The sequence below is a fragment of the Pseudoalteromonas sp. G4 genome (genome assembly GCF_028875915.1).
Lineage (GTDB): Bacteria > Pseudomonadota > Gammaproteobacteria > Enterobacterales > Alteromonadaceae > Pseudoalteromonas.
This window is the reverse complement of the sequence record NZ_JAPEHW010000011.1, coordinates 25,453-38,974: the sequence shown is the minus strand read 5'-3', so window position 1 is coordinate 38,974 and position 13,522 is coordinate 25,453. Positions and strand designations below refer to the sequence as shown.

Here is a 13,522-nt window from a genome sequence, read left to right as displayed (position 1 = left end):
ACTAAAAACTCTCAGCTAGAATAAAGGGACAAAGCAATTAAAAATTGAATTTAAACGCTATATGTTTGATAAATTTAAAATGCACGGCGACGTTAGCCTAAATTGGCATAACAAAACCCTTGAAATAAACAGCACTGGACCATGGAATATGGAATTTTTTGAGCATTTACATGCACAATTAATTGTTATGGTCAGAAATCAACAGATTACAGATTTCGATGTGTTGTTAAATATTTATGGTGAAGCATTGCCAACGCCAGACGCGCAAAATTATCACATCGAATTTTTAAAAGCATCGAGCGCCAAAGCAGTTGCCATTAATCTAGCAAGGTGTGAAACCAAATCTATGACCAAACAAGTATGCGATAACGTTTACCCCGCGGCTAATTTAACGCACAAATGTTTTAATACAAGAGAGCAAGCCCTTGCATGGCTAGCGAGTAATCGCGGGGAAGAGTAAAGTCATTAATGCGCTAAGTGCTTCACGGCGCATTTCATCATTCATGCTGGCAAACCCCAATCTTACGTACTGATATCCTTGATGATCAAAGTCGATATAATCATCATTAAAATCTTGCTGACATTGAACAAAAATACCTTGACTTTGTGCCAATGCCGTAAAGCCAGTTAAGTCTCGCTTACAACCTAACCAAATTGCCATGCCACCATCTGGAATAGCATAGTTGATTGGAAAACCTGCTTGTTTGTATTCTGCTAACAATTGCACAAGGTGATCTCTTCTAGCTAAATACAGCTGCGTCATTTTACGAAGATGCCTTTCAAAATCCCCCTCGCTCATCCAATTGGCTACCGCTTGCTGTAATACACATTCAGTTTTGTGGTTAATAATTTTTTTACTATTAGCAAGATATTCAATCACTTGAGGATGCGCCGAAACATAGCCCAATCGCGCGCCTGCAAACATAATTTTTGAAAACGTTGAAATATAAATTACTCGCCCATCAGGGTCATTTGCCGCCATGGGCACTAAAGGTGAACAGCGATAATGAAACTCATGATCATAATCATCTTCTAAAATTAAAAAATCATGCAGCTGAGCTAATTGGTATATTTGACTACGACGCTGTGGCGATAATGTCACGGTTGTTGGGTATTGGTGTAGCGGCGTATTTATTTTACTATGTGCTAATACACGCTTTAAGCTATCAGGTTTTATACCAAACTCATCTTGTTCAATGGTGATCAAGTTTGCGCCATTTGAACTAAGCGCAGCACATGCAGGCGGATAACTAAGTTGCTCAACCGCCACATTATCACCGTTCTGCAACACCGCTTGCGCAACAATAAACAGCGCCTCTTGCGACCCATTGGTTATTAATATTTCGCCAGATGAAAGGCCGCGGGCTCTTATTAGGTATTTTTTTATTTGTTCGCGTAATTTGGCGTTACCCAACGTACCTTGGTAATGCAAGCTGCCCAGGTCTAACTGTTTTAAAGCAGTATTTAAATGGCTTTTAAATACCTTCATTGAAAATTGCGTTATATCTGGTAATCCACCAGCAAAATTAAAGCGTACGTTGAAATCAGCACTAGAAAGACTCGCTGTTGGCGATTTAAATAAGTGGGATAAATTAAACTGCTGAGTTTCGGTCGATTCATTTAGGTCACAGCCTTCTACCGGTAAGACCGAAACTACTTGATAACCAATACGCGGTAAACTTTCTAAATACCCCTGCGCAACTAACTCATCGCAAGCCGCCATAATAGTATGACGATTCACATTGAGCTGGTTAGCTAAATCTCTGCTTGCCGGCAAGCGGTCTTGCGGTTTTAACTGACCCGATAAAATGGACTCTCGAATACTCGCAGCAATCGCGAGGTATTTTTTTTCATGCGGGTTAAATGAAATGGTGAGTAAGCGCATTTAATTTCTGGTCTATATAAATAATAAAAACTGGTTGTTAAAGTTATACCAGATTTCTTTTTTAATACACCTCATTAAGCATGAAAAATTTGGAATGAGGTCACCATGCAACAATTAACACAAACACAATTTGAAACTAACAAAGTCATTTTGCAAAAGCTGCAACACCACCATTTAGATAATTTATTACAAGCAGGGAAAAACCCGGTAATTTGGCAATATGTGCTTAGCAATTACTGCAAAGATAAAGATACGCTTGAGCATTGGTTTAATGAAACAGCACAGTACCAAGCTGATAAGCAATTGCCGTTAGTGATTATTGATAAAAAAAGTAATCAACTGGTTGGCAGCACACGCTTATTTGCCCTTGATTTTAATCACGATAAACTTGAAATTGGCCATACATTTATTACCCCTGAATTTCAACGTTGCCATATCAATACACATACAAAATATCTGCTGTTGAACTACGCATTTGAACAACTTGGTGCAGCCCGAGTAGAACTTCGCACCCATGAAAATAATCAAAAGTCACGAAATGCCATCGAAAGATTGGGCGCACAATTTGAAGGCATCGCATGGCAAGATAGGAAGCTGATTGACGGTAGCTATCGTAATAGCGCAGTATTTAGTGTAACCCACACTATTTGGCCAAATGTAAAACAGTTGTTAGAGGCAAAGTTATAATATGTACCCACCCAATAAATATATTGAAAACGACCACTCTCGACTGTTAGCACACATTGAGAAGTCACCGTTGGCAAGTTTGATTTATCAAAACGCGCAAGGCGATATTGAGCTTTGCCATATTCCATTAGTACTGGATGAAAAAAAGCAGCACTTATTGGGGCACATGGCCGCAAACAACCCGCTTGCTAAGTTACTTGCTAAGCAGCCTTTAAACATAAAATGCCTTTTTAATGGCGCTGACTGTTATGTCTCTCCGAATGATGCCGAAAAGGTTTATTTACCTTCATGGCATTACGCCAAATTAGAGGTGAAAGGCACAGCACAACCGATTACCAAGCCCTCACAAAAGCGCGAGATAATGGCTTATTCCGTTGCACAATTTGAAGATAAGCTGGCAACGCAGTGGCAACTTTCACAAGTAGGTGAAAATGAACTGTCTCAGTCGTTAAAATACATAATGGTGTTTAGAGTGGAAATTACTGAAATCTTTGGTAACTTCAAACTGAGCCAAGATAAGGCAAGCGAAACGCGAGAAGAGATAAAGCAGAGCCTTTATGCTCGTGGCGATAAAGACTCTGCAGAATTAATTTACTAGCGGGCTTTATGAATGCGCTCCACAAACTGAGAAGAGGCAATTGCAACAATACAATACGCAGTAAAAAACCAAAAGCCGTTGCCTAGCTCGGCTTTCATTTTTAACATATCACCCATTTGCCCATCGGCATTGCCAGCCAAATAAGAAACAATAAGCGCAATCACAAATACGTCGGTCATGCTCCATTTACTAAGCTTAGAAGCAGCGGTATTAAGCAAACGAGTGAGCTTAATTTTAGCGGGCAATAACACACTGAGTAGCTGCATCAGTAGTTTTAAAAATGGAATGATCACCGCAAATAACCCAACTAATACTGCCACCACATGGTTTTGGTTATTGGCAAGTTCTTCAATGGTACCAACAATACTGCGGGTTTTGCGATAGGCTTCAACTTCACCTTCTAACTTATCAAGACCGAGCATACCCGAAAACATACGAAGCATGCCGCGTGTATTGCCATCACCTTCTTCGGCAAGCATGGTAATACCCACATCCACAATTTTGGCTTTATCAATATTCCCTTGCAGTGTTAACACGGGCTGAGTTACCCCTGGGATCAGCAAGGCAATGCTCACGAGTAATAAAATAACAGCGCTAATTTTTGTTTTCATAATGCTTCTTAAAAATTAATTTTCCCGACTTTAACGCAACATACATTGTGCGGCTAATTTGATTTGTTAAAAAGCGTTATAAATCGAAGCAACTTACAACGCAACTAACTCATTTAAAGAACTTATTACGCTGTTCAATCCATGGATTATACGGTCGCCCCGGTGCACTTTGTTGATGGCGCAAAATTGTTTCACTGGTTGTGGCTTTTTCTTGCGAGAACGTCATTTTTGCTGATGGCCCACCCATCATTTTAATTTCTGTTTCACTTAAGCTGCGGCCAGCAAACAACGCTGCATTTAAATACCCTGGTTGGGCTGCCCATGTGCCATCGGTTAGTAATAAGAACTGCTCACCTAGCGCAAAGCGTTCGGTAATATTGCGCCCTGTTTTTTCGCAAGCTAATTCGCCATTAATATAAACCTTAAAGGTGCCATCAAATGGGGCACTATAAAATACCAGTGCAATTCTGTACCAAGTGTCAGGGAGCATTTCACCACAAAAACCATCAAAGCCAACGCCACCAGTTGTGCGTTCTCCTTCTATTGACTCAAAGCGGATTTCTGCCTTTTTTTCGTCTTCGATTTCGCTTTCATAATTGAGAGATGTTTGTAATAACGGGCGGTATTTCGCCACACTTTCACTTGGCCACAATAAATCCATTACCAATGAATAATCAGACACCAGTCCTTGCTCGACAAAATCACCGTTGGCATCGACGTTATGGCGTACTTTTAAGCCTTCGTTTATTTTAAAACGTGGGAATTTCATAACGGTTGCATCAAAACCGGAGAGACTTGGGATTGATTCTTCAAGTTGCGAAATTTTTTCGAAAATCACCTCATCGCTATAACTTTTACGATCAGGGTTAAACAACTTCATGGTCGATGGGCCATAATCCGATAAAAATGGATCTTCGCTGTTATCAAACTGCCAAAGAGTAATAAATTCATCTTCTTTACAGGCATTTAATTGTGTATCTGTGTCTAAGTGCAAGCACTGACTAGTGCGATAACGGCCATATTCTTCGATCACTCGCCAGCTATCATCTAGCGCAGTGGGATTTTCAAAATTCACATCATTAAAAAACAAGGATGGATTTAATGCAGCACCTTTATAAAGTGCTACCGTGTAGGTACTATCTGGATTAAATTGTTGTTCACCAAAATATTGCCACTGTGGCTGTTGACCCACCATAGATTCTAAATCCGCACCAGACACTTCAACCGAGTAAACAGCATTAAAACCTAGCGTATTCGATGGCTGACGCTCTACCGGAAACGCATCATGTAATTCTTGCTGCGTAACACCCCCAGCTTGCCAAGGATACAAGCTAAACGGGTCTGCCAAATCATAAGCCCCCAACAAAACAGCATCTACCTTGTGCGAAAAAATCAATGCATCTGCAAGCACCTTTTCAATACCATTGCGATCGGGATAATTTTCAGAAATTGCCACTTTATAGTCTGGGTCTTCTAAATAAGTTTTAACAATCTCTGCAATTTTCTTATCTAGCGGCTCATGAAATGTGTTGATATCCATAGTATCGATTTGAATTTCATCATTTTCAAAGCGTACTGGGCGCGATGTCTTATCAAATAAGTTAAAGTCGATATCAATCACGGTTGCACCCATACCGTAAATATCAGGCTCTATAACAATCGATTTATTGTCGTTATACCTATGGATTTGCGGCTTATCATGACTATGACCACCAAGTATTAGATTAATCTCAGGAACGTTTTGCGCAATGCGATCATCCACCCAACCTAAATGGCTCACCATTACAAGATAATCAACTTGTTCACCATAAAAGCGCACTAAACCTTCTGCGACTTCGGTAAATTCATAATCCATTACAAAGTTATCAATAAAGTCTGGTAGTGGGCGTTCTTTGTATTCTTTATCAAGCTCATTCCATGGACCTGAGGTCATACCCAAGAAGCCAACTTTGACACAACCAACATCAATAATGCCAAATTTGTGTGTAGGAAAGCCTTGTGCTTTTTCACCAACATATTGCGTATTTGAAGCAAGTACCAGTGCGGTTTCATCTTGTGCATACGCTAATAATTCATCTTCTCCCCAAGCATAATCATGGTTCCCCACCACTCGAACATCAAATTCCATAGCCTGTGTCGCTAGAGATGAGGCCCTACCCATTGATACTTGCTCAGCCACATTGCCTTTCTCGTAATCATCGCCGCCGTTGGTAAAAATAGTGTAAGGGTTTTCTTCTAGTGAGGTTAAATGCAGTGATTTTAAACGACTGTATAAGCGCTCTTTATAACCGAAGCGAGAATGCAAATCTGCGACATGCACAAAACGAATAGTCTGTTGTACAGCAGTTGAATCGCATGCTGGGCCAATGGATTTAAACGTAGAAATGTTTGGCAATTTACGAATGCCATAAATTCCCAAATGGTAAATTTCAGCGGAAATAAAGTTACCATTAATCCTAGAATTAAAATTAGGCACCCACGTATCATTAACTAACCTTGCTAATACGTATTGATGTTCCGCTTGATAGTCATTTGGTAATGGAATTGTCAGCTCGGCTTTATCAAACAAAGCGGTTTCGATTGGGGTAATAGTATAGACTTTAGAAAGAGAATTTTGAGCATCAGGAAAACTATTTGAATCGCCCACATTAACCGAAAGCGTTAAATTTTCGGGAACAGCTCCAGCCTCAACATCTAAAGTGCCTGTACTATCAAAACGAATTACACCACCAGCACTGCCAACCGGAACAGGTGTTTGTGCCGCATCTTCACTGACTGATTTACTGGTTTCTCCTTCTCCCACACAGCCTAACAACATCAGTGTGCTGAATACACATAGCAATACTCTTAAATACACTTCCTTGCCTCACACCTTGATTAACATCAACAAAAACCAACAAATGGTTAATTTAACAACAATTATTGAAAATATTACATCACAGCTAATAATAAAATCCCAGATTTAAAGAATTAAATTATCTTAAAATGTAAAAAAGCCGATACTAAATAGTATCGGCTTTTTTTACCATCACATTCGATTACACAGAGAGCTACTACACTGCTTGCTGAATAATTACTTTTCAGCCTTTTTAGTTTACTGAGGCATTTTTTGGAAGTTTAAGTAACTGTAAGTATCAACAACTGTTGCGTATTCTTTTGACACTAATGACGAGCTTGCTTTGCCTTTTGCTATTGCTGCTAAAAAACCCGCTTTTACGTATTCCGCTTCATCAACCCCCTGTGGTACGCGGTTTATTAATAGATCTAAAATAAATCTTCTTCGCCTGCAGGTGGTTTTTTATTAATTCAATTAGCTCTGCAGTTTGTTGAGCGTCTAACGGCTTTGGTACGATACTTTGTGCAGCGCGTTGTTCAATGCACAATAAGACCATCCTTCTGACGTTTAATAGCTGATTAAATATAGCATCAGTGAGAGTAGCGTCAGGTATTTGTTAATAATTCAAAAATTAGTATAGGAGGCTTATTGCGTGTTCCTATCCATCAAGATTTATAGTCGTTTTATAATAGCTGCAAATATTAAAAGATCAGAACAATAAACTTCATGAATGGTCACTTTACTAATCAAAAGTAAAAGATGAGCGCCACTTTTGTTCAATTAAATTGTATTCTTGTGAGTTGTGTAAATCATTTAAAGCTTGTTGTAAGCGTTTTAATAAAATGGGGTTTGAATGTTTACTAAGGGCGATATGCAATAACGGAGCCCGCCCTAAATCTACAACTGGTTCAAACTCTGACATATCAAACGCTAATAACTTACTCAGCGCGATTAAATTATTCTTTTGCAGCACAATGGCATCTACACGCTGTTCTTTTAGTGCTGTTATTGCCTCTGGCCAAGTGCGCACTTGCATCACATTTTTAGTGGGCCATTGATACCTTGCAACTATCTCGTCCATCAAATAATCATCTCTTGCGACTACAAGCGTAAAGTTACGCATGGTATTTGTGCTGACTTTCTTTTGTTTAAATGATTTTAACTGCCATAAATACAGTGAACTTTTACTTTGTAACGACGAATTTGCAGGAAAAATTGGCCCAACCCAAAGGAAATCGTCTTCACGTTTTTGCGTGCGACGAATGGAATAAATCATTACATTCTTTTGCTGAGTTGCAATATGATAAGCCCGCGACCAAGGAAGAATAAGATGCTGTGTATCTATACTTTCGCGCTTAAGTAATGCATTAACAATTTCTACCGCCACCCCTTCTAACTTATCACCAGCCTTTACCTGATAAGGAGGAAAATGTTCAGTGACCACCATTTCAAGTTCAGCTGCCAACAGCTTAACCGAAAGCAATAAAATTACGATAAGAGTAAAGCTATTTGTTAGCCAGGAATGCCGCATTGAGTTATTAATAAAAGGAAGTCATTTTCCTAAGTCTAGGTGAGTGCTAGCGTAAATAAAAGTGTGCCGATTAAAGGAAATAAATAAGCAATTATGCGATTAGGCATTCGATATAGAAATGCCTTTTCAGGGTTGGTTGGGTCAACAAACAAATATACTGTTTGATTATCATTAAGCGCATTTAAGCAACTTTTATCATACTCCAAAATAACACTGTATTTTTCTTGTTCAAAACAATATTGCAGCATCATTTGTTTATCTTTAAAGCTGTAAAATGGCATCAAATCTTGTAAACCAACTAATGTGGCTTTTTCAATAGCGCAAGCACGCCAAGAGCGTTTTCGTTGGCGGCACAAAAAATAATATACCCAAGGCTCCAAGCCCCAAAGTAATATTAACCCGCCAACTAATAACAGCTCTAATTTCATGCCCATTCCCAACTTAGTTAGATAACTTATAAACGAGGTGAGCAGCCACAAGATCGCTAAGTGCCGTACCTACCGATTTAAATAGAGTGATGCTACTTTCTTGCTGCCGACCTGAAACGCGTTTAGCACATAAGTCGGCTAATTCACCTTTTATTTGCTGTTGGCTAAACGCTCCTTCAGCCATTGGAATTAACAACTCGCCCGCTTCATTTAACACGTTTGTTAAGCCATCCACGTAAACCTCACTTTGTGTTACCGTTTGCGTATCACACTCTCGGCAATGTTTGTGGTGGTTACCGATTAGGTCTATATGCGCACCTGCACTGACCCAGCTGCCATCAAACAGTGGCTCAGGTGAGCCTGTTGCACAACTAATTGTGCAAGCACTTGCAATCGTCTCTTTATCAGCTTGCCCAGCAACAAAGGCAACATGATTAAATTCGCTTTGTAACCGGCTAATCAAACTGTCTACTTTGTCGCGATTACGGCCAATAATGGTCACTTTACGGTAATTACGAACAGATAAATGTGCTTTAATCATATAACTGGCAAGGTTACCGCTACCAAAAAACACTAAATGCTCAGCATCTTCACGTGCTAAATAGCGTGCTGCAAGTGCTGAAACTGCAGCGGTGCGCCAAAGCGTCACACTTGTGCCATCCACCAGCGCAAGCGGTACACCATGCGCTCGGTCAAACAGCATAATTTTTGAATATAAGGATTCAAAACCCGCCTCGCCATTTTGCGGAAAATAAGTAAAGGATTTCACGCCAATTACTTCTTCATCCCACGCTGGTAAAACGGCAAATGCATTATGCGAAGGGTCACCCGGCTGTAATTCAAACACTTGTCGCTGTGGCATTAAAAAGTTGCCTGCAAAACTCGTGTTAAGTGCATTAATCAAGGCATCAAACGTCAGGCTAGATAATACCTGCTCTTTTTCAATTATTTTCATGGCGTATCCACCTAACCTCTTTCAGGTAAAATCATTTGCTTAGGCGCATGGGTAAGTAACTTGTAGCCATTTTCAGTAACCAAAATATCATCCTCTAAACGCACACCACCAAAGTTTGGAATATAAATTCCCGGTTCAATCGTAATGACATTACCGGCTTCAAGTTGATAATCACAGTTAGGTTTTATAATCGGAAATTCATGTAAAAATAACCCCACACCATGACCTAATCCTTCACCTGCATACTCAGCAAAACCCGCATTTTCAATAACTCGATGACTTGCTTTCAAGGCATTGGTTGCTGCAGTACCGACAACCACTTCAGCCAAAGCTGCAGCCTGTGCATCTGCGACAGTTTGATAAACCAATTGTTGTTTTTCACTAGCTTCGCCATAAATATAACTGCGCGTCATATCAGAGCGATAACCATTAATTACAGCACCAAAATCAAGGGTAATAAAATCACCAGCTGCGAGTTTGCGATCTCCCGGCATACCATGTGGCAAAGATGTGCGTTCGCCAAATAACAAAATCGTGTCAAAACTCATACCGTTTGAGCCGAGCTTTTGCATGCGATATTCAAGCTCTAGTGCAATATCGCGCTCACTGGCTCCAGTTATAAAATAAGGCAAGGTTTCGTTAAGTGCTTGATCGGCAATCGCCGCTGCAAGCTCAATTTGCTTCACTTCCCAATCATCTTTTACAGAGCGCATACGTTCAACAACACCTTGTATTGGTGTTAATTGTGCAACTGATAACTCTGCATTTATTGCTTGCCAAGCGCCAACATTAATATGATCAGCTTCAAAACCTAACTTAGCATTTTTGTCGATAAGGCGATTAAAGCAATGTCCTAACGTTTCGTTATCACGGTCGCGACAAATGACTTCAAAGCCTTGGCTTTCATTTGTGGCTTGCTCTGCGTAACGGTAGTCAGTGACTAAATAACCACTATTTTGATTAATCACTAAATACGCGGCATGACCGCTAAAACCAGATAAATAGCGAATATTCTCGTAGCCAAAAATCAATGCGCTATCGAGTTGTGAACTAGTTAATAAACTGCGAAACGTCGCTTGGCGCGATAAAAATGGGGTGCTCATCGGAAAATAAATCCTGTGTTTAATGCATCGTTCTGATCAAAATAAAAAGTGTTTTTACCCACCACATTGGCGTTCCCACTCACTTCGGGGATCACCGCCAGGTAATCACCATATTCTAGTGTATCAACCACTTTAACACTGAACTGTGAGCCTAAAATACTTTCAATCACAATCTCTTGTTGTGCTTCAATTTCGTTTTTAGCAAAGTGAATTGCTGCTCGCCCCGCTACACCCGACCCTGTTGGGCTGCGATCTAACTCACCTTCAGCAAAAATACACACATTGCGACTATGCGAATCTGGGTGTTCTATTTGGGTATGCGAAACAAAAATAGTGCCGTACAAAAAGCTTAAATCAGCTTCAAAAGGGTGGTTAATTTCGGTGCTTTCAATCACCGCCTGTTTAATACGCTTACCCCAATCAATAATTTGATTACTGTTATCTTGCTTAAGAGACAAACCAATGGCATCTGCATCAACATAGGCATAAAACGCGCCGCCGTAGGCTAAGTCAAAAGTCACAACTCCTATGCCTTCAACCTCAATTTGCTGTGCTTTAAGCGCTAAGAATGAAGGCACATTTAAAAAACGAATATCGCTAATTTCACCATTATTAACGGTTACCGATGAGCGAATTTGACCACAAGGCACATCAAAGTTAATCTGATTAACACCTTCTTGTTTACTTATCACACCCGCTTCAATTGCCGCTTTAGATAGCGCAATAATGGCATGACCGCACATGGTGCTGTAACCTTCGTTATGTAAAAACAGCACACCCAAGTCACTGGTATCGCGCTCCGGTTCAACAATCAATGCGCCATACATATCTGCATGACCACGCGGTTCAAACATCAAGCCTTTTCGTAAATCATCATGATTAGCTAAACAGTCCTGACGTTTTGCTAAAATGGTGTCGCCTTTTAAATTGGGAAACCCCGATGTAATAATGCGTAACGGTTCACCACCTGTGTGCATTTCTAAAGTGGTAATTTGTTGCATTGCTTTGCTTGGTTGCCAATTAGCAAACGCATTTGTGTTCATATTTAACTTTCTATATCGAAACCAATATTTGCATACAATATACCTTTGAAAATATTAAAATCAATATAAAGCCCAGATTGGGTAAGTGATTATTGCTTAAAAGGATTACTAAACGCTTTGTTTTTAATAAACTTTTCGTCAGTTAAAGTATGTAGAAATGCCACTAAGTCTTGTTTTTCTTGGTCAGTTAAGTGGAAACCTTTAATAAATGCACTTTTATATGGATTTTCACGACCATCTCCACGATGCTTGCCAGTTGTAATATTACGGCCAGCATCGGCATAAAAATCAATTACTTGCTCTAACGTTTGTAAACTACCATCGTGCATATAAGGGGCTGTTAAAGCGATATTACGCAATGTTGGCGCTCTAAACTTCCCCATATCTTGTGGCGTTTCTGTGATAGCAAATAACCCTTGATCACTTAGCGGAAAAGCCCCTTTGCCATCAATATTATAAAGGCCTGTATTATGAAACGGATGACGGTCTAGTTGCTGTTTTTGATGGGTCGTTGATTGCGTAAAGTTAAAACCACCGTGGCAATGGTGACACTCTAAACGCTCAGAAAAAAACAAATCCATACCGCGTATTTCGCTTGCTGTCAGCGCATCATCCTGCATGGCGTAAGCATATTGATCAAAACGGCTTTGAAACGAAATCAAACTACGGGTAAAACTAGCAAGCGCTTTAACTATGTGATCGAAATTCGCATCTTTAGTGCCAAAAGCGCGCTCAAATAATGTCTTGTACTCTGGCGTATTAAAGCGTGCTAACACCTCTTCTTCGTGCCCTGTCACACCCATTTCAAGCGGTGTTTCACCAAATAGCGGGAGCAAAATTTGCTGTTCCAACTCGGTCATTTCAGAGTGAGCCCAAGTCAGTGTTTTATTGTAAGCGACATTTACTAAGGCCTGCGCATTGCGGTGATGTAGCTCACCTGTCGAACCAATTGAAGTTGGGATCATTTCAGCAAATGCTTTATCTTGCTGATGGCATGATGCGCAACTTTGCAATCCATTTGCTGACAAGTTTTTGTCGTAAAATAAGTGTCGACCAAGTTCAACTTTAGCATCATTCATGGGATTCGTTGAAGGTACTTGAGGCAGCGGAAAGCCCTCAGGTAGTTGCCATTGATATGGCTTGCTTGGTTCGCTACAACCGACAAGTAATAGTGCCAACAACAGTAAAGAACGACGCATATTATTCCTGATAAAATATCTTAGTTGTTAAGTTGCTAAACAACTGCTGACAAATCTCGTTCGCTTGTTCACTTATACAAGAACGAGAACGATCCACCTCAGAAAGTAAACGATCTAAATCTAAAACAATTGGTTTATTCGTATCAAATTGAGAAAGTTCAAACTGATAACGATTTGGGTAAGTACAGGGTGCAGAAGGCGCCCGTAAACGCGATGGGCTTTTACAGCCGGTACTGCCTAGATGGAAAGCAAATCCATTGTCGCCATCATAGCGGAAAAACTTATGGCCTAACTGCCAACTCCAAAACATTTCACTGATGTTAAGTGGTGATGCCGCAGTAAGTGGATTTAGGTGATTTTCATTAAACGGAACCGCCATCTCAAATGATAGCTTTTTTCTGTCTAAATCATCTGCCATAAGCTCAACTTGCCAACTGCTTTTCTCACAATTTGCACCAATTAAGGCAACGCTGTTTGATGAAAAATGACTAGGCTTAATTGAGATTGCATTTTCCGATTTAAATTCGGAGACAAACCACATAAGTGTTTGCCGCTCATCACATGTGTGTTGAACACCATGTTGTTTTACAACAAATTCAATTTTAGTCGTTGATGGTTTTTGACATGCAAACAAAAAACTCATTAA

13 protein-coding genes and 1 pseudogene are annotated in these 13,522 nt (G+C 40.0%); 3 read left to right on the top strand and 11 right to left on the bottom strand.

All coding sequences use genetic code 11. From position 1 onward, the window contains the following. The first annotated feature begins 61 nt into the window (after positions 1 to 61). Entirely contained in the window at positions 62 to 460 is a 399-nt protein-coding gene (locus tag ON073_RS05930; protein ID WP_274760951.1) for a hypothetical protein, read from the top strand. On the opposite strand, the gene pdxR is transcribed toward ON073_RS05930, so the two are convergent. Beyond that, a complete protein-coding gene (pdxR, locus tag ON073_RS05925; RefSeq protein WP_274760950.1) occupies positions 434 to 1,885 on the bottom strand; it encodes a MocR-like pyridoxine biosynthesis transcription factor PdxR in 1,452 nt (483 codons plus the stop codon). The two genes, ON073_RS05930 and pdxR, sit on opposite strands and share 27 nt — an antisense overlap. A 105-nt stretch (positions 1,886 to 1,990) precedes the next feature. Between pdxR and ON073_RS05920 the strand changes: the two genes are divergently transcribed. Further along, positions 1,991 to 2,572, top strand: a complete 582-nt coding sequence (locus tag ON073_RS05920) for a GNAT family N-acetyltransferase (RefSeq protein WP_274760947.1) — start codon at positions 1,991 to 1,993, stop codon at positions 2,570 to 2,572. A gap of 1 nt (position 2,573) precedes the next feature. Beyond that, positions 2,574 to 3,170, top strand: coding sequence for an FMN-binding negative transcriptional regulator (locus ON073_RS05915; protein ID WP_274760946.1), 597 nt, complete (start codon positions 2,574 to 2,576; stop codon positions 3,168 to 3,170). Here ON073_RS05915 and ON073_RS05910 read toward each other — a convergent pair. From ON073_RS05910 to ON073_RS05865, 10 genes and pseudogenes are all read right to left on the bottom strand, one after another. Continuing rightward, positions 3,167 to 3,781, bottom strand: a complete 615-nt coding sequence (locus tag ON073_RS05910; RefSeq protein ID WP_274760945.1) for a paraquat-inducible protein A — start codon at positions 3,779 to 3,781, stop codon at positions 3,167 to 3,169. The genes ON073_RS05915 and ON073_RS05910 overlap by 4 nt on opposite strands. Positions 3,782 to 3,890: 109 nt before the next feature. Further along, complete coding sequence (locus ON073_RS05905; protein ID WP_274760944.1) at positions 3,891 to 6,638, bottom strand: metallophosphoesterase; 2,748 nt, start codon at positions 6,636 to 6,638, stop codon at positions 3,891 to 3,893. Between the two features lie 237 nt (positions 6,639 to 6,875). Further along, positions 6,876 to 7,173, bottom strand: a pseudogene (locus ON073_RS05900) (hypothetical protein). A 186-nt stretch (positions 7,174 to 7,359) separates the two neighbouring features. Further along, entirely contained in the window at positions 7,360 to 8,148 is a 789-nt protein-coding gene (locus tag ON073_RS05895; protein ID WP_274760943.1) for a substrate-binding periplasmic protein, read from the bottom strand. 35 nt (positions 8,149 to 8,183) lie between these two features. Further along, entirely contained in the window at positions 8,184 to 8,576 is a 393-nt protein-coding gene (locus tag ON073_RS05890) for a hypothetical protein (protein WP_274760942.1), read from the bottom strand. A gap of 13 nt (positions 8,577 to 8,589) precedes the next feature. Next, the gene (locus ON073_RS05885) at positions 8,590 to 9,531 is read right to left on the bottom strand and encodes an ornithine cyclodeaminase family protein (RefSeq protein ID WP_274760941.1); all 942 of its coding nucleotides are present in this window, start codon (positions 9,529 to 9,531) and stop codon (positions 8,590 to 8,592) included. A gap of 11 nt (positions 9,532 to 9,542) precedes the next feature. Continuing rightward, complete coding sequence (locus tag ON073_RS05880) at positions 9,543 to 10,634, bottom strand: M24 family metallopeptidase (RefSeq protein WP_274760940.1); 1,092 nt, start codon at positions 10,632 to 10,634, stop codon at positions 9,543 to 9,545. After that, positions 10,631 to 11,677, bottom strand: coding sequence for a proline racemase family protein (locus ON073_RS05875; protein WP_274760939.1), 1,047 nt, complete (start codon positions 11,675 to 11,677; stop codon positions 10,631 to 10,633). The genes ON073_RS05880 and ON073_RS05875 overlap by 4 nt, the downstream gene beginning before the upstream one ends. An 89-nt stretch (positions 11,678 to 11,766) precedes the next feature. Continuing rightward, on the bottom strand, positions 11,767 to 12,876 hold the full coding sequence (locus ON073_RS05870; RefSeq protein WP_274760938.1) for a methanobactin export MATE transporter MbnM: 1,110 nt from the start codon (positions 12,874 to 12,876) through the stop codon (positions 11,767 to 11,769). A gap of 1 nt (position 12,877) precedes the next feature. Then, positions 12,878 to 13,519 carry an MbnP family protein gene (locus ON073_RS05865; RefSeq protein ID WP_274760937.1) on the bottom strand — a complete coding sequence of 214 codons (642 nt, stop codon included), beginning with the start codon at positions 13,517 to 13,519 and terminating at the stop codon, positions 12,878 to 12,880. Between the last annotated feature and the right edge of the window lie 3 nt (positions 13,520 to 13,522).